The 21,641-nt window shown below is 55.3% G+C and carries 20 protein-coding genes; 18 read left to right on the top strand and 2 right to left on the bottom strand.

Features of this window, described 5'->3' with window-relative positions:
* Positions 1-85 precede the first annotated feature (85 nt).
* The 15 genes from ACSOSI_RS02930 (at position 86) to yjjJ (ending at position 15,968) form a co-directional block, all read left to right on the top strand.
* Positions 86-523, top strand: coding sequence for a DNA polymerase III subunit psi (locus tag ACSOSI_RS02930; protein ID WP_017891542.1), 438 nt, complete (start codon positions 86-88; stop codon positions 521-523).
* Positions 468-911 carry a ribosomal protein S18-alanine N-acetyltransferase gene (gene rimI, locus ACSOSI_RS02935; protein ID WP_012005104.1) on the top strand — a complete coding sequence of 148 codons (444 nt, stop codon included), beginning with the start codon at positions 468-470 and terminating at the stop codon, positions 909-911. The genes ACSOSI_RS02930 and rimI overlap by 56 nt, the downstream gene beginning before the upstream one ends.
* Positions 912-1,079: 168 nt before the next feature.
* The gene (gene prfC, locus ACSOSI_RS02940; protein ID WP_012005105.1) at positions 1,080-2,669 is read left to right on the top strand and encodes a peptide chain release factor 3; all 1,590 of its coding nucleotides are present in this window, start codon (positions 1,080-1,082) and stop codon (positions 2,667-2,669) included.
* A gap of 676 nt (positions 2,670-3,345) precedes the next feature.
* Positions 3,346-3,960 (top strand): molecular chaperone OsmY, encoded by a 615-nt coding sequence (osmY, locus tag ACSOSI_RS02945; protein WP_012005106.1) that lies wholly within the window; start codon positions 3,346-3,348, stop codon positions 3,958-3,960.
* Between the two features lie 157 nt (positions 3,961-4,117).
* Entirely contained in the window at positions 4,118-4,279 is a 162-nt protein-coding gene (locus ACSOSI_RS02950; RefSeq protein WP_004857650.1) for a DUF1328 domain-containing protein, read from the top strand.
* Between the two features lie 58 nt (positions 4,280-4,337).
* Entirely contained in the window at positions 4,338-4,523 is a 186-nt protein-coding gene (locus ACSOSI_RS02955) for a CsbD family protein (protein WP_012005108.1), read from the top strand.
* Positions 4,524-4,533: 10 nt separating this feature from the next.
* The gene (locus ACSOSI_RS02960; protein ID WP_012005109.1) at positions 4,534-5,655 is read left to right on the top strand and encodes a patatin-like phospholipase family protein; all 1,122 of its coding nucleotides are present in this window, start codon (positions 4,534-4,536) and stop codon (positions 5,653-5,655) included.
* Entirely contained in the window at positions 5,655-6,428 is a 774-nt protein-coding gene (locus tag ACSOSI_RS02965; protein WP_476707242.1) for a TatD family hydrolase, read from the top strand. The genes ACSOSI_RS02960 and ACSOSI_RS02965 overlap by 1 nt, the downstream gene beginning before the upstream one ends.
* A 368-nt stretch (positions 6,429-6,796) precedes the next feature.
* Positions 6,797-8,344 (top strand): bifunctional metallophosphatase/5'-nucleotidase, encoded by a 1,548-nt coding sequence (locus ACSOSI_RS02970; protein ID WP_476707243.1) that lies wholly within the window; start codon positions 6,797-6,799, stop codon positions 8,342-8,344.
* Positions 8,345-8,565: 221 nt separating this feature from the next.
* Complete coding sequence (locus ACSOSI_RS02975) at positions 8,566-9,843, top strand: NupC/NupG family nucleoside CNT transporter (RefSeq protein WP_476706531.1); 1,278 nt, start codon at positions 8,566-8,568, stop codon at positions 9,841-9,843.
* A gap of 373 nt (positions 9,844-10,216) precedes the next feature.
* Complete coding sequence (deoC, locus tag ACSOSI_RS02980) at positions 10,217-10,996, top strand: deoxyribose-phosphate aldolase (protein ID WP_012005113.1); 780 nt, start codon at positions 10,217-10,219, stop codon at positions 10,994-10,996.
* Positions 10,997-11,065: 69 nt separating this feature from the next.
* Positions 11,066-12,388, top strand: coding sequence for a thymidine phosphorylase (deoA, locus tag ACSOSI_RS02985; protein WP_012005114.1), 1,323 nt, complete (start codon positions 11,066-11,068; stop codon positions 12,386-12,388).
* A gap of 69 nt (positions 12,389-12,457) precedes the next feature.
* Entirely contained in the window at positions 12,458-13,681 is a 1,224-nt protein-coding gene (deoB, locus tag ACSOSI_RS02990; RefSeq protein ID WP_012005115.1) for a phosphopentomutase, read from the top strand.
* 71 nt (positions 13,682-13,752) lie between these two features.
* Complete coding sequence (gene deoD, locus ACSOSI_RS02995) at positions 13,753-14,484, top strand: purine-nucleoside phosphorylase (RefSeq protein ID WP_476706532.1); 732 nt, start codon at positions 13,753-13,755, stop codon at positions 14,482-14,484.
* 140 nt (positions 14,485-14,624) lie between these two features.
* Positions 14,625-15,968 carry a type II toxin-antitoxin system HipA family toxin YjjJ gene (gene yjjJ / locus ACSOSI_RS03000; RefSeq protein WP_476706533.1) on the top strand — a complete coding sequence of 448 codons (1,344 nt, stop codon included), beginning with the start codon at positions 14,625-14,627 and terminating at the stop codon, positions 15,966-15,968.
* Here yjjJ and ACSOSI_RS03005 read toward each other — a convergent pair.
* Positions 15,965-16,669 carry a YtjB family periplasmic protein gene (locus tag ACSOSI_RS03005; RefSeq protein ID WP_476706534.1) on the bottom strand — a complete coding sequence of 235 codons (705 nt, stop codon included), beginning with the start codon at positions 16,667-16,669 and terminating at the stop codon, positions 15,965-15,967. The genes yjjJ and ACSOSI_RS03005 overlap by 4 nt on opposite strands.
* Positions 16,670-16,773: 104 nt before the next feature.
* Here ACSOSI_RS03005 and serB point away from each other — a divergent pair, with 104 nt between their 5' ends.
* The 3 genes from serB to nadR all read left to right on the top strand — a co-directional run bounded on the left by serB (position 16,774) and on the right by nadR (position 20,515).
* On the top strand, positions 16,774-17,751 hold the full coding sequence (gene serB / locus ACSOSI_RS03010) for a phosphoserine phosphatase (protein ID WP_012005119.1): 978 nt from the start codon (positions 16,774-16,776) through the stop codon (positions 17,749-17,751).
* A 62-nt stretch (positions 17,752-17,813) separates the two neighbouring features.
* Entirely contained in the window at positions 17,814-19,199 is a 1,386-nt protein-coding gene (gene radA / locus ACSOSI_RS03015; RefSeq protein ID WP_012005120.1) for a DNA repair protein RadA, read from the top strand.
* A 56-nt stretch (positions 19,200-19,255) separates the two neighbouring features.
* The gene (gene nadR / locus ACSOSI_RS03020; protein ID WP_012005121.1) at positions 19,256-20,515 is read left to right on the top strand and encodes a multifunctional transcriptional regulator/nicotinamide-nucleotide adenylyltransferase/ribosylnicotinamide kinase NadR; all 1,260 of its coding nucleotides are present in this window, start codon (positions 19,256-19,258) and stop codon (positions 20,513-20,515) included.
* A gap of 36 nt (positions 20,516-20,551) precedes the next feature.
* Here the strand turns inward: nadR and ACSOSI_RS03025 are convergent, their stop codons facing one another.
* Entirely contained in the window at positions 20,552-21,553 is a 1,002-nt protein-coding gene (locus ACSOSI_RS03025; protein ID WP_012005122.1) for a zinc-binding alcohol dehydrogenase family protein, read from the bottom strand.
* Positions 21,554-21,641 lie beyond the last annotated feature (88 nt).

Genomic DNA, 21,641 nt, shown 5'->3' on the forward strand with positions numbered 1-21,641 from the left:
GCGCAGGCCGCGCGGGTTTGTTAGCATAGCGCGGCGCATGGCAGGCATGGCGCACCACAACGGGTAGATCCTGACAGGAATCGGCATGGCATCAAAACGCGACTGGCTGTTACAACAACTGGGTATTACGCAGTGGACATTGCGCCGCCCGGGCGTGTTGCAGGGCGAAGTAGCCGTCAGCCTGCCACCCGAGGTGCGTTTACTGGTCGTGGCGCAGGCCTTGCCTGAGCATAACGATCCGCTGTTTTGCGACGTGCTGCGCAGCCTGGGCCTGACCCCGGCGCAAACCTATGGCCTGACGCCGGATCAGGTGGCTATGTTGCCTGAGGATACCGAATGCAACAGTTGGCGGTTGGGCGTTGCGGAGCCGCTTGCGGTGGCCGGCGCGCAGCTATACAGCCCGGCACTGGCCGAGCTTTCTCTCGATGCGAGTGCCAAACGCGCACTCTGGCAGCAGATTTGTCATCATGAACAAGATTTCTACCCTGACCGCGGCCGACCTGGCCACAGCCTTCAAGATTGAGCAGGCCAGCCACGCCTTTCCCTGGACACAAGCTACCTTTGCCACTAATCAGGGCGATCGCTACCTTAACCTGAAACTGGAAGCCGACGGGCAGATGGCGGGTTTTGCCATCACCCAAATCGTGCTGGATGAAGCCACGCTGTTCAATATCGCCATTCATCCGGACTGGCAACGCCAGGGCTTTGGCCGTCAATTGCTGGAAGCGCTGATTGCACAGTTGGAACCCCGCGGCGTGTTTACGCTGTGGCTGGAAGTGCGTGCCTCTAACCGTGCGGCCATCGCGCTGTACGAAGATCTCGGCTTTAATGAAGTCACCATCCGCCGTAACTACTACCCTGCAGCCCATGGGCGTGAAGACGCGATAGTCATGGCGCTGCCGCTGGCATAGCGAACATCTCGGTCCTAACTTGTCCGCTGGTAAAAGCATTGATTGTCACCGGTTGGTAAATCAGCGAAAATGCCCGGCTATTATCTTTTATTTACCGCTTTGCCTGGCGCCGTGCGCGGCGCGTTCTGATGCTTTCGCAGGGCGGACTAACTGTAGAATCTGAAAAACATGTCTCCTAGTGAATTTGCCCGCGAAGTCTCGAAAAGAAGAACTTTCGCCATCATCTCGCACCCCGATGCCGGTAAAACCACCATTACCGAAAAGGTGTTGTTATTCGGACAGGCTATCCAGACCGCCGGTACGGTAAAGGGCCGCGGCTCAAATCAGCATGCCAAATCCGACTGGATGGAAATGGAAAAGCAGCGTGGGATCTCAATCACCACCTCGGTGATGCAGTTTCCGTACCGCGAATGCCTGGTTAACCTGCTGGATACCCCGGGGCACGAAGACTTCTCCGAAGATACCTATCGCACCCTGACCGCCGTCGACTGCTGTCTGATGGTGATCGACGCCGCCAAAGGGGTTGAGGATCGTACCCGCAAGCTGATGGAAGTTACCCGCCTGCGCGATACGCCGATCCTGACCTTTATGAACAAATTGGACCGCGATATCCGCGATCCGATGGAAGTGATGGATGAAGTGGAGCGTGAGCTGAAAATCGCCTGCTCACCTATCACCTGGCCTATCGGCTGCGGCAAGCTGTTTAAAGGGGTTTATCATCTGTACAAGGATGAAACCTATCTTTACCAGACCGGTAAAGGCCACACCATTCAGGAAGTGCGCATAGTCAAAGGGTTGGATAACCCGGAGCTGGATGCCGCCGTGGGTGAAGATCTGGCCGCGCAGCTGCGTGAAGAGCTGGAACTGGTGCAGGGCGCATCTCACGAGTTCGATCATGAAGCTTTCCTGAGCGGTGATTTGACGCCGGTATTCTTCGGTACCGCTTTGGGTAACTTCGGTGTGGACCATATGCTTGACGGTCTGGTGGCCTGGGCTCCAGCGCCGATGCCGCGTCAAAGCAGCACCCGTGAAGTGGTAGCCGCAGAAGAGAAATTCAGCGGTTTCGTGTTCAAGATCCAGGCCAATATGGATCCTAAACACCGTGACCGCGTGGCCTTTATGCGTGTGGTCTCCGGCCGCTACGAGAAAGGCATGAAGCTGCGCCAGGTGCGCACCGGTAAAGACGTGGTGATCTCCGACGCCCTGACCTTTATGGCGGGTGACCGTTCGCACGTTGAAGAGGCTTATCCGGGCGATATCATTGGTCTGCATAACCACGGCACCATTCAGATCGGCGATACCTTCACCCAGGGTGAAGATATGAAGTTCACCGGTATTCCGAACTTCGCGCCGGAGCTGTTCCGTCGCATTCGTCTGCGCGATCCGTTGAAGCAAAAGCAGCTGCTGAAAGGCCTGGTGCAACTGTCCGAAGAAGGGGCGGTGCAGGTATTCCGCCCTATCGCCAGCAACGATTTGATCGTCGGCGCGGTCGGTGTGCTGCAGTTCGAAGTGGTGGTTGCACGCCTGAAAAGCGAATACAACGTCGAAGCCTTGTACGAGTCGGTCAACGTTTCGACCGCCCGTTGGGTGGAATGCAGCGACGTGAAGAAGTTTGAAGAGTTCAAGCGCAAGTGTGAGCTTAACCTGGCATTGGACGGCGGCGACAACCTGTCTTACATCGCGCCTACCATGGTTAACTTGAATATCACCCAGGAACGCTACCCTGAAGTGGTGTTCCGCAAAACACGCGAGCACTAACGGTAACAGAACAGCAGGGCGCCTTAGGGCGCCCTTAGTTTCTGGTGACAAAGTTGTCTTTGAAGCCGAGATACCCGGGCCTAGCGCACCGAGGGGCGCTCCGGCGGGCAAGCCGCTACGACCCCTTCGGCACGCTCTCCCTAATAACGTGCTTTGTCAGCAGTCTTAGAGCGCCCTGTGTTATATTGCTTCACCCCATTCTGCTAATTAATAAGTCTCCTTCATCTTTTCAGTCCCCCCGCAGCCGCCAGGATTTGCCCGGCAATACCTGCTTTTTCTGTCATATGGTCTATATTTAACAGGGCATAACCGAACCGTTAAGCGTAATTCACTGCGCTTTGTCTTAACGGTAGCGAGTTATTCTGCACTGTTGCCAATAAGAGACAGTGTGATGTTTTAGAAATCAATAACATAGCAATAACATTGATTTTACTGATGGGTGTTGTCGTCAATAGGTGACAGTTTTTAGCCTAAAATGTAAGCGTTATTTATTTTATTATTGATTTTAAATGGTTTTTTAAAATTGGCACGGCCGTTGCAATACTCCTGATGTGGCAACAATCGTTTAGCGTGAATGTTTGAACGTATAGAAATCGTGAAGTATTACTGAGTGGGCCGCGTTATGGCGGCTGAAGGATCCTAACCATTTTGGATCCGCAACCAAAGGAAGAGATCGATGAAAAATACTAAATTTGCACAATCACTGATGGCTGTTGTTTTGGGTTCCGTTCTGGTTAGTGGCAGCGCGCTGGCTGAAGATACTCTGCTCAATAAAGCGTCAAGTGCCGCTGATAGCGCGGGTGCCAAAATCGATAGCTCCATGAAAAAAGTTGACGGCTACATGGATGACAGCGCAACAACGGCTAAAGTTAAAAGTGCGTTGGTCGATGACAAATCCATCGCCAGCTCTGATATCTCGGTGAAAACCGAAAAAGGCACCGTCACCCTGAGTGGTTTTGTCGGCAGCCAGGCGCAGGCCGAGCACGCGGTTGAAGTGGCCGGTAAAGTGGAAGGCGTCAAATCCGTCAGCGACAAGCTGCACGTGAAAGACGAAGGCAAACAGTCGATGAAGGCTTATGCCGGTGATACCGCGACCACCAGCGAACTGAAGGCCAAACTGCTGGCCGATGACATCGTCCCTTCGCGCAACGTGAAAGTAGAAACCACCGACGGTGTGGTGCAGCTTTCCGGTGAAGTGAAAACTCAGGCGCAGTCAGAGCGTGCAGAAAGCATTGCCAAGGCTATCGACGGTGTGAAAAGCGTTAAAAACGACCTGGTCGTTAAGCCATAAATTTTTTAGCAAGCGTAACAACAAGCACCAAATCCTGGGTTAGCCGTGAGGCTAGCCCAGGATGCACCATCAAAAAAAGAAACTGACCGGCAGTCCGGTGGCGCCCGAGAAGGGCACGGATTGCGATGCGTTTTTTCACTATGGTAAGGAGAAGCTTATGTTTCGTTGGGGCATTATCTTTTTAGTCATCGCATTGATTGCTGCAGCATTAGGTTTTGGTTCACTGGCGGGTACCGCCGCCTGGGCTGCAAAAATCGTCTTCGTCGTAGGGATCATTCTGTTCCTGGTCAGCCTGTTTACCGGTCGCCGACGCCCTTAGCTTTATCCTCAAAGTGTAACAAAGCTTAATCTGTTTTCTCGCAGTAGGGAGGTCAGTCATGAACAGCGACATCATCCTCGGACGCTGGAAACAGCTGAAGGGCCGGGTGTGTCAGAGGTTGGCGCAGTGGTCTGACAGCGACTGCATCTGGCTGATGGGCAGCAATGATTGCCTCTCTGGTGTACTGCAAGAGGATTACGGAAGAGAGCAAGACAAGGTATCCTCGGGTAAAACGTCTCACTGAGGATGCAGGGTTGGGATACAGAATACCCATCACGCTCGGCAATATCGAACCGCTGGCGTATAAACCTTACCGGCCCGGTAAAATGGCGCTGGTATGTGAAGGGGGCGGGCAGCGCGGCATTTTCACTGCCGGCGTGCTGGACGAGTTCCAGCGTGCCCGCTTTAATCCTTTTGATCTGATGATCGGCACTTCTGCCGGCGCGCAAAACCTCTCGGCTTTTATTTGTGGCCAGATGGGCTACGCGCGGCGGGTGATCACCCGCTACACCACTTCCGCTGAATTTTTTAACCCATTGCGCTTTGTGCGCGGTGGGCATCTTATCGATCTCGACTGGCTGCTCGATACCACGACCCAACAGCTGCCGCTGGCGATGGACGTTGCGGAAAAAAGCCTGGTTGATGGCCGTGAATTCCTGATGTGCGCCTGCCGCAGTGATGACTTCGAACCGACCTACCTGCCCGCGCAACGCGAGAGCTGGCTACCGGCCATCAAAGCATCCAGCGCCATCCCCGGTTTTTACCGCATGGGTGTGGAGCTGGACGGCGTCAGCTATCAGGATGGTGGCATCAGCGATGCGATCCCGGTTGAAGAAGCCTATCGCCGTGGCGCGGATACCATCGTGGTGATCCGCACCGTGCCGTCGCAGATGTACTACACGCCGCAGTGGATGAAACGCATGGAGCACTGGCTGAGCGAAAGCAGCCTGCAGCAGATGGTGCGCATCCTGCAACACCACGAGCAAAGTTACCACCGCATCCAGCAGTTTATTGAGAAGCCGCCCGGCGAGCTGCGCATCTTCGAGATTTTCCCGCCGAAGCCGTTGGCCAGTAATGCCCTGGGGAGTCGCGTCACGTCGCTCAATCAGGACTATCACCTGGGCCGTAAGTGCGGGCGCTACTTCCTGGCAACCGTCGGTCACTGGCTGGTAGAACAGGACAAACTGGACGGCATGAAGGTGAAAAAGGCGCTGTCGCGTCGTTTGATCCAACCGGAGAACGTCATCATGCCTTCACCGATTATTACCGACATCAGTCACCCGCGCGATCTTGCCAACCCGTCGGAAGCCAAACTGGCGGCGATGGACATTATTTTGCCGGGCGAAGTGCCACCGGGCGAGGGTGGGCTGCTGTGATGCACGACTTCACCGACACCCACTGCCACTTCGATTTCCCGCCGTTCAGCGGTCACGAGAGTGAAAGCCTGGCGTTGGCGGAGCAAGCGGGCGTGCGACGGATTATCGTGCCTACGGTGACCGCCGATCGTTTTGTGCGGGTATTGAAGTTGGCACGCGATTATCCACCGCTGTTTGCTGCCCTGGGGCTACACCCGTTGTATATTGCCGAGCACCATGAGCCGGAGCTGGAACAATTGGCGGGGTTCCTGGCCAGCCGACCGCCTAAGCTGGTGGCGGTGGGGGAGATTGGCCTCGATCTGTATATGGAAAACCCGCAGTTCGAGCGCCAACAGCAGGTGTTAACCGCGCAATTGAAGCTGGCAAAGCAATACGATTTGCCGGTGATCCTGCATTCACGCCGCAGCCATGATCAGTTGGCGGCGATGCTGCGTCGCACCGAAGTACCTCGTCGCGGCGTGGTGCACGGCTTTGCCGGCAGTCTGTCGCAGGCGCAGGCGTTTATCCGCCTGGGATATTACATTGGCGTCGGTGGCACCATCAGCTATGAGCGGGCGCAGAAAACCCGTAATGTCATGGCCCAACTGCCGTTGACGTCGTTGCTGTTGGAAACCGATGCGCCCGACATGCCGCTGGCCGGTTACCAGGGGCAACCGAACCGCCCCGAGCGCGCTGCTGAAGTTTTCGCTGCCCTGTGCCAATTGCGCCCGGAGTCGGAGGAGATGATCGGCGCCCAATTACAGCGAAATACACGAGAGTTATTTTCAGTGTGATGGGGTGTTTTTCGGGGGATTATATTTTCGTTATGGATGCTTTGCCATTCGTTTATTTTGTTTTTAGCGTATTGTAATTGCTTTTCGAATAACAAGTTAATGACAATCAATAAATGAATCGATAACGGGCTAAGTCTTATTTTTCAAACATGACATAATTCACAAAACAAAAGTGGATGCTATGTTTAACTAAGCGCGTCTGTCGTTTTCCATTCATATTTACCCTGTTATATTCAGACAGCAGGGCAGTTAATCTCCAATCATCAGGTATTACAATACACTTAACGCGTTTAAATAAAGGGTGATTCAAAAACACTTATTGGATCAGGCAGTGCCCTACACATGGATTGAGGGAATATTACGTGAAAATATCAAAGTTTATCTTTCCATTAGTCACGGTGGCATTCTTTACCAGCGCCTCTGTTCAGGCTGTTGATCTTACGATCTATCATACCAACGACTTGCACGCCAATGTGCTCCCTTTTAAAGCCCCTTACGTCAGCAAAGAAAAACCAGTGGGGGGATTCGCCAATATTGCCACTATCGTCAAACAGGCCAAAGCCAAAGATGATGCTGTCTTCTTCTTCGATGCCGGGGATTTTTTTACCGGTCCTTATATCAGCACGCTAACGAAGGGTGAGGCTATCATTGATGTGATGAATCAAATGTCGTTTGATGCTGTTTCTATTGGTAATCATGAATTTGATCACGGCGTACCGAATATGATTCAGCAGATGAATAAGGCCACCTTTCCTGTGTTATTGGGTAACCTGTTCTATGAAAATAGCGATAAACCGGTGTGGGATAAGCCCTGGGTTATTTTGGAAAAATCCGGTGTTAAGGTTGGCGTGATTGGTCTGCATGGGAAATTCGCTTTCTACGATACGGTAAATAAAAATATGCGCAAGGGTGTCGAAATGCGCGACGAAGTGGAATACCTGAATAAATATCTTGGGCAGATCCGCGACAAGGTGGACATTACCGTATTGTTAATCCATGAAGGTGTGCCGGCACGGCAATCCAGTTTTGGTGCGACGGACGTGAGTCGGCGGTTAAATAAAGATATAGAGCTGGCAAAGCAGGTACAGGGGCTGGATGTCATTATTACCGGTCATGCTCACGTGGGTACGCCGGAACCCATCAAGGTGAACAATACATTAATTGTTTCCACCGATGCCTATGGCATCGATCTGGGAAAACTGGTGCTGAATATTGACGATAAAAGTAAAAAGATCACCGGCTATAAAGGGCAGCTAATCAATATTTACGCTGGCGATGTTGAACCCGATCGGGCAACGGCGGATAAGATCGCGCTATGGACGGATAAGCTGAAAGAGATCACTCAGCAGAAAATCGGTAAGGCCAGCGCAGAATTGACGCGTTCTTATGGTGAGTCTTCTCCCGTAGGCAATATGGTCGGTGATGCTTTTTTGGCCATGGATCCACGGGCGCAATTCGCCTTCGTCAACAGTGGCGGATTGAGAAGTGAACTGGCTCAGGGGCAAATTAAACTGGGCGATATTATCACCCTGTTCCCTTTCCCGGACGACTTGAGCTACATGGAAATCAACGGCAAACAGCTACGTTCGTTAATGAATCATGCGGCAAATCTGACCAACGGCATCCTGCAAGTCTCGAAGGGCATCGAAATGAAATACGATAGCCGCAAGCCGCTCAATCAGCGCATCGTCTCGTTAACGGTGCAGGGGCAGCCGCTAAAGGATGACGCCTGGTACCCGATTGTGGTGAATTCATTCCTGGCCACGGGTGGGGATGGGTTCAGCGCCTTTACCGAAGGGCGTAACATCAAGACGGTGGCCGGCAGCGGCGCGGCAGAAGCGGTGGTGGACTATATCAAGTCCCAAGCGGAGATCTCCCCCAACGAGCAAAAACGGATTAAGGACGTGGCACTGTAGCCAATTAGGCCGATGAGCCAAGGTCATGCAGAAGGATTAAACCGTGATGTATGTCACGTACTGGTGTTTTCTATTGCGTCTGGTTGTATATATTTGTGACATAAATCGGTGCGGGCGTTGTCCCGCTCCGTATAATCGCACCCCGAAAACACTCATAAGCAACCCTCGCGGGACAACCGGACAGGGATGCATTTCTTTTTTTCGCAACAGGGATACTTTGCATGCAACTCATCATGAGCCTGGTCGGCATGGCGGCGCTGATCGCCATTGCCGTGCTGCTCTCCAGCAACCGCCGCGCGATTAAGTTTCGCACCGTTGGCTGGGCATTCGTTCTTCAGGTCGCCATCGGCGCGCTGGTGCTGTACGTCCCGGTAGGTCGCAGCATTCTCGGCGGCATGTCGGCCGGCGTGGCTAACGTAATCGCCTACGGTAATCAGGGCATTTCATTTATCTTCGGCGGTCTGGTTTCCGACAAGATGTTTGAAGTCTTTGGCGGCGGCGGCTTTGTTTTTGCGCTGCGCGTCCTGCCGGTGATCGTGTTCTTCTCCTCGCTGATTGCGGTGCTTTACTACCTCGGCGTCATGCAACTGGTGATCCGCGTACTGGGCGGCGGCGTGCAAAAATTGTTGGGTACCTCGCGGACAGAATCGCTGTCGGCGACCGCCAATATCTTTGTTGGCCAAACTGAAGCTCCGCTGGTGGTGCGTCCGTATATCGCCACCATGACCCAATCTGAGTTGTTCACCGTGATGTGTGGCGGCCTGGCCTCGGTGGCCGGTTCGGTGCTGGCAGGTTATGCCCAGATGGGCGTACCGCTGGAATACCTGATTGCGGCTTCGTTCATGGCCGCACCGGGTGGCCTGCTGTTTGCCAAGCTGATGGTGCCGGAAACCGAAAAAACCCACGACAGGGACGATGCAACGAAGTTGATCGCGGAAGAAGACCGCCCGGCCAACGTGATTGACGCAGCGGCTTCCGGTGCAGCTTCCGGCATGCAGTTGGCGCTGAACGTGGGCGCAATGCTGCTGGCGTTTATCGCGCTTATCGCCCTGTTGAACGGCATTCTCGGCGGTATTGGCGGCTGGTTCGACTATCCGCAGCTGTCGCTGGAGCTGATCCTCGGTTGGGTGTTCTCACCTATTGCCTTCCTGATCGGCGTGCCATGGCATGAAGCGATGACCGCCGGTTCGTTTATCGGCCAGAAGATCATCGTGAATGAATTTGTTGCCTACATGAACTTTGGTGCTTATTTGCGTCCGGACGACGTGGTGGCGGCAGAGGGGCTGCAGGTGCTGTCGACGCATACCAAGGCGATTATCTCCTTTGCCCTGTGCGGCTTTGCCAACCTGTCATCGGTGGCGATCCTGCTCGGTGGTCTGGGCAGCATGGCACCGAATCGTCGTCACGACATCGCACGTTTCGGTCTGAAAGCCGTGGCGGCGGGGACGCTCTCCAACCTGATGAGCGCGACCATCGCCGGGTTCTTCCTGGCGCTGTAATCCCCGGGCTGTCCTGCATAGGGCAACAGGCTCTATTGCAGGACAGCGCCTATACTTCTAACACGGGCACAGAATGCTGTGCCCGCTATCTTTGCCCGTTTCTTTAGCGAATTTGTGAACGATATCGCGTTATTTTGTGATGGTCTTCACATATAATTCCGGTCTGTTACAGTGTTATTTCATATAGTGTGACTGTGAACGCGAATTGCCCCTGGCGATCGTGTTCAAATAGCTATTACTGACCCTGCGCGATGCGAAGGGTTATGTGCGGTGAGAAGGATCTCAGTTGCCGAAGAGGGAACCCGTTCCCCTGCGCTATCTTCAAGGAACCAAGTCCGCTCGCCAACACCCAGGTTCTCAGTTGGAGAGTTTTATGACCGAATTAACCGCAGCAGCGCAACGTGCGCTGACCTTAATGGATTTGACCACGCTGAACGATGATGACACCGATGAGAAAGTGATCGCGCTGTGTCGTCAGGCGAACAGCCCGGCCGGGCATACCGCGGCCATCTGCATTTACCCGCGCTTTATTCCGGCGGCGCGCAAGGCCCTGCGTGAGCAGGGGACGCCAGACATCCGTATTGCGACCGTCACCAACTTCCCGCATGGCAACGATGATATCGAGATCGCGCTGGCGGAAACGCGTGCGGCTATCGCTTACGGTGCCGATGAAGTGGACGTGGTGTTCCCATACCGCGCACTGATCGCCGGTAATGAGCAGGTCGGTTTTGAGCTGGTGAAACAGTGCAAGCAGGCCTGTCTGGCCGCCAACGTGCTGCTGAAAGTGATCATCGAAACCGGTGAGCTCAAGCAGGCCAATCTGATCCGCAAGGCTTCGGAAATTGCCATCAATGCCGGCGCGGACTTTATCAAGACCTCAACCGGTAAAGTGCCGGTCAACGCGACGCTGGAAAGCGCCGAGCTGATGATGTCGGTGATCCGCGATATGGGCGTCGCCAAGACGGTGGGCTTCAAGCCGGCCGGCGGCGTGCGTACGGCGGAAGATGCACTGCATTACCTGCAACTTGCCGATCGTATTCTGGGTGAAGGCTGGGCCGATGCGCGTCATTTCCGCTTCGGGGCTTCCAGCCTGTTAGCCAGCCTGTTGGCGACGCTGGGCCACGGTGCCGAGCCGTCTGGCAGCGGTTACTGATCGATTCCGTCGGCAAGGCGCGATATGGCGTCTGCCTGCACTCTACATTAGCTAAAACAGGGGGATGCCTTGTTCCTGGCACAAGAAATTATTCGTAAAAAACGTGACGGTCAACCGTTGAGCGAAGCGGAAATCCGCTTTTTCATCAATGGTATCCGTGACAATGTGGTTTCTGAAGGGCAGATCGCGGCGCTGGCGATGACCATTTACTTCCACGATATGACCATGCCGGAGCGCGTGGCGCTCACCATGGCGATGCGTGATTCCGGCACCGTGCTGGACTGGAAAAGCCTGTCGCTGAACGGCCCGCTGGTCGACAAGCATTCTACCGGTGGCGTGGGCGACGTGACTTCGCTGATGCTCGGCCCAATGGTGGCGGCCTGTGGCGGCTACGTGCCGATGATCTCCGGCCGTGGCCTGGGGCATACCGGCGGTACGCTGGACAAGCTGGAAGCGATCCCGGGTTTTAATATTTTCCCGGACGACAATGCCTTCCGTAAGATTATTCAGGACGTGGGCGTGGCGATTATCGGCCAGACCAGCTCGCTGGCACCGGCGGACAAGCGCTTCTACGCGACCCGTGATATTACCGCCACGGTGGATTCTATCCCGCTGATCACCGCCTCAATTCTGGCGAAGAAGCTGGCGGAAGGGCTGGATGCGTTGGTGATGGACGTTAAAGTCGGTTCCGGTGCCTTTATGCCAACCTACGCATTGTCGGCCGATCTGGCACAGGCGATTGTGGGTGTGGCTAACGGCGCAGGCTGCAAAACCACCGCGTTGCTGACTGACATGAACCAGGTGCTGGCTTCCAGCGCCGGTAATGCGGTCGAAGTTCGCGAAGCGGTACGCTTCCTGACCGGTGAATACCGTAACCCACGCCTGCTGGAAGTGACCATGGCACTGTGCGTGGAAATGCTGCTTTCCGGTGGCCTGGCGAAAGATGACGCCGATGCACGTGCCAAACTGCAGGCGGTGCTGGACAATGGTAAAGCGGCTGAAGTGTTTGGTCGCATGGTGGCGGCGCAACAGGGCCCGACCGATTTCGTCGAGCGCTACGACAGCTACCTGCCGGCCGCAACTCTGAGTAAACCGGTTTACGCCGAAAAACAGGGTATCATCAGTGCGATGGATACCCGTGCGCTGGGCATGGCGGTGGTATCGCTGGGCGGCGGCCGTCGTCGCGCGACCGACAATATCGACTACAGCGTCGGCCTGACCGGCATGGCCCGTCTGGGCGATAAAGTCGATACCCAGCAACCGCTGGCGGTGATCCACGCTAACGACGAAGAAAGCTGGCAGCAGGCGGCCGAAGAGGTGCGCAGTGCGATGGTGCTGAGTGACAAAGCGCCGGAAGTGACGCCAGTCGTTTATAAGCGTATCACTGAATAATTAACGAATCAGGAGTGGCAGCGGCGTTTTCGCTGTCGCCCACAGCGTGAGAACACGCAGGAGAGCATGATGAAACGCACATTTATTATGGTATTAGACTCATTCGGTATTGGCGCAAGTGAAGATGCGGCGAAATTTGGCGATCAGGGTTCCGATACTCTGGGCCACATTGCCGAGGTTTGTGCTCGCGGTGAAGCCAACGTGGGCCGTCAGGGCCCGTTGACCCTGCCTAACCTGAGCCGTCTGGGCCTGGGCAAAGCGGCGGAAGAATCCACCGGTACCTTCCCGCAGGGGCTGGACCGTAATGCAGACATCATTGGCGCCTATGCTCACGCCAGCGAACTCTCTTCCGGTAAGGATACGCCTTCAGGCCACTGGGAAATTGCCGGCGTGCCGGTATTGTTCGACTGGGGCTATTTCAGCGATGAGCACAACAGTTTCCCGCAGGAGCTGCTGGACAAGCTGGTTGAGCGCGCCAATCTGCCGGGTTACCTCGGCAACTGCCACTCTTCCGGCACCGTGATCCTCGACCAGTTGGGCGAAGAGCACATGAAAACCGGCAAACCGATTTTCTACACCTCTGCCGACTCGGTCTTCCAGATCGCCTGTCACGAAGAGACCTTCGGCCTGGACCGTCTGTATGAGCTGTGTGAAATCGCCCGTGAAGAACTGACCGAAGGCGGTTATAACATTGGCCGCGTGATCGCGCGCCCGTTCCTGGGCGACAAGCCGGGCAACTTCCAGCGTACCGGTAACCGTCATGACCTGGCAGTAGAGCCACCGGCGCCAACCGTGCTGAAAAAACTGGTGGATGAGAAGGGCGGCGAAGTGGTGTCTATCGGTAAAATCGCCGATATCTACGCTAACGTGGGTATCACCAAAAAGGTCAAGGCGACCGGTATCGATGCGCTGTTCGACGCCACTCTGATCGAAATGGAAAAAGCCGGCGACAACACCATTGTGTTCACCAACTTCGTTGATTTTGACTCCTCTTACGGCCACCGTCGTGACGTTGCCGGCTATGCCGCCGCGCTGGAGCTGTTCGACCGTCGCCTGCCGGAGCTGCTGAAACTGGTTAAAGATGAAGACATCATTATCTTCACCGCTGACCACGGCTGTGACCCAACCTGGCCGGGCACCGACCACACCCGTGAACACATCCCGGTCTTGGTTTACGGCCCGAAAGTGAAGCCTGGCTCGCTGGGCCACCGTGAAACTTTCGCCGACATCGGCCAGACGGTTGCCAGCTACTTTGGCGTGTCGCCGATGGATTACGGCAAATCGATGTTCTAAGACTTTGTTAGTGCCGGGCGGTTGCCCGGCGTATTTTTTTATTCATGACGACGATTTAAAGGAAGACAATTATGGCTACGCCGCATATTAATGCTGAAATGGGTGATTTCTCTGACGTAGTACTGATGCCGGGCGATCCGCTGCGTGCAAAATACATCGCGGAAACTTTCCTGGAAGGCGCGGTGGAAGTGAACAACGTGCGTGGCATGCTGGGCTTCACCGGGACCTACAAAGGCCGCAAAATCTCCGTAATGGGTCACGGTATGGGTATCCCGTCCTGCTCCATTTATGCGCGTGAACTGATTGCCGAATTCGGCGTGAAGAAAATCATCCGTGTGGGTTCGTGCGGCGCGGTGCGTGACGACGTTAAACTGCGTGACGTGGTGATCGGCATGGGTGCCTGCACCGATTCCAAAGTGAACCGCATGCGTTTCAAGGATCATGACTACGCGGCAATCGCCGACTTTGACATGGTGCGTAACGCAGTAGACGCAGCGGCAGCGCAGGGTATTCCGGCGCGCGTAGGTAACATCTTCTCCGCTGACCTGTTCTACACGCCAGATCCGGACATGTTCCAGGTGATGAAGAAGTACGGCATCCTGGGTGTGGAAATGGAAGCGGCCGGTATCTACGGTGTGGCGGCGGAGCTGTACGAAGAATTTGGCTGTAAGGCACTGACCATTTGTACCGTTTCTGACCACATCCTGCGTCACGAAGCGACCACCGCGGCAGAACGTCAGACCACCTTTAACGAAATGATCGTTATCGCGCTGGAATCTGTACTGCTGGGCGACAAAGAGTAATATCCTGCGGGCGCAGCACTCTGCTGCGCCCCTGTAGCAATCTATTCACCTTTCCTAAATCATTTCCTGCAAATACTTTACCTGACAGCTAATTAGCGCTATTACTCTATTCATAAATCTATTCACGAATCTATTCATCTATGACGGGCATCGAGCAATTACTACGTAATGGCCCAGCGACATCTACAGCACTTACTGAAGCGCTGGGTATCAGTCAACCGACATTATCGCGCCGTATTCGCAATTTGGCAGGAAGCGTACTGGTGATGGGCAAAGGCCGGGCCACCCGCTATGCGTTGCTCAGAAGCGTGGCAGGTGAAGGGCAGTTTCCGCTGTATCAGGTGGATGAGCAGGGTAAGGCACATAAGTTTGCCACGCTTTATCCTGTCTATCCGGCTGAAGGATGCGCGGTACAAAATGAGCAAAATGGTGAATGGCAACTTTATGATGGTCTGCCTTGGTATCTGAACGATCTGCGGCCGATAGGTTTTCTTGGCCGGGCATGGGGGAAGGCGGTTTCTCAAGTATTGCGCCTGCCGGAAGATACTCTGCTTTGGAACGAAGAGCAGCGACTGTGGGCGCTTTGTCACTTTGGTGACGACATGAGCGGTAACCTGCTGCCTGGCAACGGCAGCTATCAACGCTGGCTGGTACATGACCTGGAGCCGGCAGTGCCGATGGCGGAAAAAACAGCCCGTTACGCAGAGCTGGCTGAGAAGGCGCTTGCAGGGGAACTGGTCGGGTCTTCTGCCGGTGGTGAGCAACCCAAGTTTATTGCTTATGCTGAACTGAGGGACGAGCGACAAGGTCATGTATTGGTTAAATTCAGTACGGCCCCGGAAAACCCCAATGCGCAGCGTTGGAGTGATTTGCTGATCGCAGAGTCACTGGCGTTACAGGTCGTGGCGGAAGCGGGGTTGCCTGCGGCACGAAGTGAAGTCTTGTTGGGTGAAAATCAGCAGTGTTTTCTGGAAATTGAACGGTTCGATCGCATCGGCCCGTTTGGCCGGGTGGCGATGGTTTCACTCGAAGCATTGGATGCCGAGTTTAGCGGTAGCGGCAATGCCAATTGGGTTATGGCGGCGCAAGGGTTATTGCAGCATGGTGTGATAGACAACCCCACCTGTCAGAGAATGGCTCTGTATTGGGCATTCGGCAGGTTGATTGCCAATAGCGATATGCATCAGGGGAACTTGTCGTTTCTGCACCCCGAACAGCGGCCGGTGGTTTTAGCCCCTTTGTATGACATGTTGCCGATGGCATTTGCGCCAACCAGCAGCGGTAATATGCGCCATCAAGCGTTGGAAATCCGATTGGGTCATGAAGTCAGCGGTGCCGTTTGGCGGCAGGCGGAATTGATGGCGCTGGAGTTTTGGCAACGTGTGGCACGGCATACACTTATCAGCGAAGATTTTCGCGTTATCGCCGACCAGATGCTGGCACAGGTTCAGGGGCTGAACGAGCGTATTCAGCGAATGGCTTAAGAACCGCTCTCGGGCTTCTTCTCTTCTTCTTTATTCGCATCCGGCCGCGCGTCGTCATCGTCATTTTCTACCGTGTTACCTTCTTCCAATGGCGTATTGGCGGTCAGCAGGTACGGCGATTGCTGCCAGCGGCTGCGGCGGTGTTGCAGTAGCGTACGCGCCAGAATAATACCGATGGCCAGAGCCAGCAGGATCATCAGGCGCAGCAGGTTGGTGGTGTTATCCACCTGTTTGGATTCGGTCGCCAGTACGTGGGTGTCCAGCGTGATGCGGATAAAGCCGATTGGGCCGTCTTTGCCCTGAATGGACTCGACCAGTTGATGATTGAAGTAGCTGCCGGCGCGTTTACCGTCGAGCGACAAACGATCGCGTATACTTATCTGTTCACCGGCGTGGGAAACCAACGTGCCGTCGAGCTGATAGACGCTGGCGTCCAGAATGCGGCTGCCCCCGGTGAGCTGTTTGAGGATGGTGTCGATGCGCTGGTTATCGACGTCGCTGTCGTCGTCCATCAGCGGAGCCAGGCTGGAGGCCACCTGTTTGGTCAGCGTTTGCGCCAGTTCTTCCACCTGTTCGGATCGCGCCAGTTGGTGACTCAGGCTAAAATAGGACGCGCCCTGCATCAACAGTACCAGCAAAGCCAGGCAAATCAGGATAATAGCGGTGCGGTGCAGGCGAAATTTCAGTTTAGCGCGAGCCATGCAGGTTCCTTGGGCATCTTGGACACTTTATGTTGCCAGAAGCAATGGCGATAGGATAGCTTGATGCGTCGTTTTATCATGCAGTGTTTTTTCAGGAGTTAAGGATGTCGAATAGTCTGACCTATTGCGATCTCCCGGCAGAGATCTCTCAATGGCCGGGTCTTCCCCTTTCGCTGAGCGGTGACGAAGTGATGCCGCTGGATTATCGGGCGGGTCATACCGGTTGGCTATTATATGGCAGAGAACTGAACAAAACGCGCATTACCGATTTCCAGCGCAAGCTGGGTGCGGCGATGGTGATTGTTACCGCCTGGTGCGTCGAGGACTATCAGGTGGTGCGTCTGGCTGGCACCCTGACGGCACGCGCCAAGCTGTTGGCGGCGGAGAGCGGGCTGGATGTGGCTCCTCTAGGCAAAATTCCTCATTTGCGCACCCCTGGGCTGCTGGTGATGGATATGGACTCTACGGCGATAGAAATTGAATGCATCGACGAGATCGCCAAACTGGCAGGCGTCGGTGAGCAAGTGTCTGAAGTCACCGAACGTGCGATGCGGGGTGAACTGGATTTTACCGCCAGCCTGCGCCAACGCGTCGGCACGCTGAAAGGCGCCGATGCCAATATCCTCAAGCAGGTGCGCGATGAGCTGCCACTGATGCCTGGGCTGGTCAACCTGGTGCGCAAGCTGCAGGCGATGGACTGGCATGTGGCGATCGCTTCCGGCGGTTTCACCTATTATGCCGAGTACCTGCGCGATAAACTAAAATTGGTGGCGGTGGCGGCTAATGAGCTGGAAATTCGCGACGGCAAACTGACCGGTGAAGTGCTGGGACCGATAGTCGATGCGCAGTTTAAAGCCGATACGCTGGTCGCACTGGCGGAAAAACTGGGTATTCCGCCGCAGCAAACCGTGGCCATCGGCGACGGTGCCAACGATTTAAAAATGATGCAGGTTGCCGGGTTGGGCATTGCCTATCACGCCAAACCGAAAGTCTATGAGAAGGCGCAGGTGTCGATTCGCCATGCTGACCTGATTGGCGTGCTGTGTGTACTGACCGGTAGCCTGAAACACGAAGTTCGCTAAAGTTGACCCTGATCCGGCGATAATGCCAGACAGCGGCAATGTGGTAAAAACAGAGGTAATACGTGGCAAAAGCAGCAAAACGGGCGTTTGTATGTAATGAGTGCGGGGCCGATTATCCGCGCTGGCAGGGGCAGTGCAGCGCTTGCCACGCCTGGAACAGCATTACAGAAGTGCGTCTGGCTGCGGTGTCTTCCTCTTCTCGCAATGAGCGCCTGAGCGGCTACGCCGGCGATGCCGGCATCAGCAAGGTGCAAAAGCTGTCGGACATCAGCCTGGATGAGCTGCCGCGTTTCTCCACCGGTTTCCTTGAGTTTGACCGGGTGCTGGGGGGCGGGGTGGTGCCGGGCAGTGCGATCCTGATCGGCGGTAACCCTGGCGCCGGCAAGAGTACGCTGCTGTTGCAGGTGCTGTGCAAACTGTCCGAACAGATGAAAACCCTGTACGTCACCGGTGAAGAATCATTGCAGCAGGTCGCGATGCGCGCCCACCGTCTCGGCTTACCGACTGGCGGCCTGAATATGCTGTCGGAAACCAGTATCGAGCAGATCTGCCTGATTGCCGAGCAGGAACAGCCGAAACTGATGGTGATTGACTCCATCCAGGTGATGCACATGGCGGACATTCAGTCTTCGCCGGGCAGCGTAGCGCAGGTGCGTGAAACCGCCGCCTACCTGACGCGCTTCGCCAAGACGCGCGGTGTGGCGATTGTGATGGTGGGACACGTCACCAAAGACGGCTCTCTGGCCGGGCCGAAAGTTTTGGAACACTGTATTGACTGCTCGGTGCTGCTGGACGGCGACGCCGATTCGCGTTTTCGTACCCTGCGCAGCCACAAAAACCGCTTTGGTGCGGTGAATGAATTGGGCGTTTTCGCCATGACAGAGCAGGGCCTGCGTGAAGTCAGTAACCCGTCGGCCATTTTCCTCAGCCGTGGCGATGAGGTCACTTCCGGCAGTTCGGTGATGGTGGTGTGGGAAGGCACGCGGCCGTTGCTGGTGGAAATTCAGGCGCTGGTGGATCATTCGATGATGTCCAATCCGCGTCGGGTGGCCGTGGGTCTGGAACAAAACCGGTTGGCGATCCTGCTGGCGGTGCTGCATCGCCACGGTGGGCTGCAGATGTCGGATCAGGACGTGTTCGTCAACGTGGTTGGCGGGGTGAAAGTCAGTGAAACCAGCGCCGATCTGGCGTTGCTGATGTCGCTGGTGTCCAGCCTGCGCGATCGCCCGCTGCCAAACGATTTGGTGGTGTTTGGCGAAGTGGGGCTGGCGGGGGAGATCCGTCCGGTGCCGAGCGGCCAGGAACGTATTTCCGAAGCGGCGAAACACGGTTTCAAGCGGGCCATCGTGCCACATGCCAACGTACCCAAGAAACCACCGGCCAATATGCAGGTGTTCGGCGTGAAGAAACTGGCGGACGCATTGGACGTGCTGGAACAGTTTTATTAATTGCCACGCGGTGTGCAGATTATGCTATTTTGTTTAGCATATTAAACGGAGGGGCTATGCGGCAATTCGATTACCTGAAGGCGTCGATTAAGCAGAAGAGCTGCACTCTGCAGCAGGTGGCGGATGCCAGTGGCATGACCAAAGGCTATCTCAGCCAGTTACTGAACGACAAAATCAAAAGTCCGAGCGCCCAGAAACTGGAGGCGCTGCACCGCTACCTTGGCCTGGAATTTCCACGGCGTGAGAAAAAGGTCGGCGTGGTGTTTGGTAAATTTTACCCTCTGCACACCGGCCACATTTACCTGATCCAGCGCGCCTGCAGCCAGGTAGATGAGCTGCACGTGATCCTGTGTCACGACGAACCCCGCGACCGGGAGCTGTTCGAAAACAGTTCAATGTCGCAACAGCCGACGGTCAGCGATCGTCTACGCTGGCTGCTGCAAACCTTTAAGTACCAGAAAAACATCCATATTCATTCCTTCGACGAACAGGGCATTGAACCCTATCCGCATGGCTGGAATGTCTGGAGCGATGGGGTGAAGGCTTTTCTGGAACAGAAAGCCATTGTGCCGAGCTTTATCTATTCCAGCGAAGCGCAGGATGCCCCGCGCTACCGTGAACATCTGGGCATTGAAACCGTTCTGATTGATCCCGAACGTTCATTTATGAATATCAGCGGCCGCCAGATCCGTCAGGATCCGTTCCTTTATTGGGATTATATTCCGACCGAAGTGAAGCCGTTCTTTGTTCGTACCGTGGCGATCCTCGGCGGTGAATCGAGCGGCAAATCGACGCTGGTGAACAAGCTGGCAAACATCTTTAACACCACCAGTGCCTGGGAATATGGCCGCGACTATGTGTTCTCGCACCTCGGTGGGGATGAGATGGCGCTGCAGTATTCCGACTACGACAAGATTGCTCTCGGGCAGGCGCAGTACGTCGACTTTGCGGTGAAGTACGCCAATAAAGTGGCCTTTATCGACACCGACTTCGTCACCACTCAGGCCTTCTGTAAAAAGTACGAAGGGCGCGAGCACCCCTTTGTGCAGGCACTGATCGACGAGTACCGGTTTGATCTGGTGATCCTGCTGGAAAACAACACCCCCTGGGTGGCGGATGGCCTGCGCAGCCTGGGTAACCCCAAGGATCGCAAAGTGTTCCAGCATTTGTTGGAAGAGATGCTGCGGGCCAATAACATCGAGTATGTACACGTGGAGTCCAGCGACTATGACGAACGCTTCCTGCGCTGCGTAGAGCTGGTAAAACAACTGCTGGCGGCCGATGCCAGTCGGCTGCTCGGTGTTGCGGCGGTATAAGCCATCGGGGCGCAGCGTGCTGCGCCCCGTCTGTCATCAGTAAACAATCACCAGTTTGCCCTGCATATGCCCGTCGAGCAGTTTTTTATGCGCGGCGGTCAGGGTGTCGACCGTCAACCCCTGCAAGGTTTCGCTCAGGGTGGTACTCAGTTTTCCTTCATCCAGCATTTGCGCCACTTGCTTGAGGATCTCACCCTGTTGGGCGATGTCCGGCGTGGTGAACATGCTGCGAGTAAACATCAACTCCCAATGCAAAGCGGCACTTTTCAACTTCAGCGCATTTTGGTCCAACGGCTGTGCATTTTCGACGATGGTACAGATATGGCCCATTGGCGCAATCAGATCGGAAATCGCTTTCCAGTGCCCGTCGGTGTCGTTCAGGCAAAGAATATAATCCACATTCTCAATGCCCTGCTGCGCCAGATTGGCTTTCAGATCGCGGTAGTCCACCACCAGATCGGCACCGCGCTCCCGGCACCAGGCCGCCGACTCGGGGCGTGAGGCAGTCGCAATCACCTTCACCTGGCTGCGCTGTGCAGCAAACGGGATCGCCAGCGAACCTACGCCACCGGCACCGCCGATAATCAACAGGGTTTTACCGGGTGCGGCGTCCTGAATCTTCAGGTGTTCGAACAGCGCTTCCCAGGCGGTCAGGGCGGTCAGCGGCATGGCGGCGGCTTCAGCCCAGTTCAGACTTTGCGGCTTATGGGCGGTAATACGCGAGTCAATCAACTGATGGGTCGTGTTGCTGCCTGGGCGGGTGATATCACCGGCGTACCAGACTTCATCACCGGGTTTGAAACCGCTGACGCTGCTGCCCACTTCGACCACGATACCGCTGGCATCCCAACCGAGAATACGGGGCTGTTGCAGACCACTTTTTTGCAGGCCGGCATGGACCTTGGTATCCACCGGGTTGACCGACACCGCTTTGACTTCAACCAATAAATCGTACTGGCCTGGGGTGGGTTTTTCCGGGCTGATTGCAATGAAGTTGGCGGGGTTTTTCGGGTCTACGGCAATGGCTTTAATCGACATGACTGTGCTCCTTTCGAATGAATACCCTCAGTGTAGACCCGTTGGCAGTTGATGATAAGATGGACAATAGCTAACTGAGTGTTCGTTG

Source organism: Serratia sp. AR11 (assembly GCF_056376275.1).

Bases quoted from the DNA above. Each gene is read 5' to 3' on its own strand.
- ACSOSI_RS02930 (WP_017891542.1), top strand. From the start codon at position 86: ATGGCATCAAAACGCGACTGGCTGTTACAACAACTGGGTATTACGCAG.
- rimI (WP_012005104.1), top strand. From the start codon at position 468: ATGAACAAGATTTCTACCCTGACCGCGGCCGACCTGGCCACAGCCTTC.
- prfC (WP_012005105.1), top strand. From the start codon at position 1,080: ATGTCTCCTAGTGAATTTGCCCGCGAAGTCTCGAAAAGAAGAACTTTC.
- osmY (WP_012005106.1), top strand. From the start codon at position 3,346: ATGAAAAATACTAAATTTGCACAATCACTGATGGCTGTTGTTTTGGGT.
- ACSOSI_RS02950 (WP_004857650.1), top strand. From the start codon at position 4,118: ATGTTTCGTTGGGGCATTATCTTTTTAGTCATCGCATTGATTGCTGCA.
- ACSOSI_RS02955 (WP_012005108.1), top strand. From the start codon at position 4,338: ATGAACAGCGACATCATCCTCGGACGCTGGAAACAGCTGAAGGGCCGG.
- ACSOSI_RS02965 (WP_476707242.1), top strand. From the start codon at position 5,655: ATGCACGACTTCACCGACACCCACTGCCACTTCGATTTCCCGCCGTTC.
- ACSOSI_RS02975 (WP_476706531.1), top strand. From the start codon at position 8,566: ATGCAACTCATCATGAGCCTGGTCGGCATGGCGGCGCTGATCGCCATT.
- deoC (WP_012005113.1), top strand. From the start codon at position 10,217: ATGACCGAATTAACCGCAGCAGCGCAACGTGCGCTGACCTTAATGGAT.
- deoB (WP_012005115.1), top strand. From the start codon at position 12,458: ATGAAACGCACATTTATTATGGTATTAGACTCATTCGGTATTGGCGCA.
- deoD (WP_476706532.1), top strand. From the start codon at position 13,753: ATGGCTACGCCGCATATTAATGCTGAAATGGGTGATTTCTCTGACGTA.
- yjjJ (WP_476706533.1), top strand. From the start codon at position 14,625: ATGACGGGCATCGAGCAATTACTACGTAATGGCCCAGCGACATCTACA.
- ACSOSI_RS03005 (WP_476706534.1), bottom strand. From the start codon at position 16,669: ATGGCTCGCGCTAAACTGAAATTTCGCCTGCACCGCACCGCTATTATC.
- serB (WP_012005119.1), top strand. From the start codon at position 16,774: ATGTCGAATAGTCTGACCTATTGCGATCTCCCGGCAGAGATCTCTCAA.
- nadR (WP_012005121.1), top strand. From the start codon at position 19,256: ATGCGGCAATTCGATTACCTGAAGGCGTCGATTAAGCAGAAGAGCTGC.
- ACSOSI_RS03025 (WP_012005122.1), bottom strand. From the start codon at position 21,553: ATGTCGATTAAAGCCATTGCCGTAGACCCGAAAAACCCCGCCAACTTC.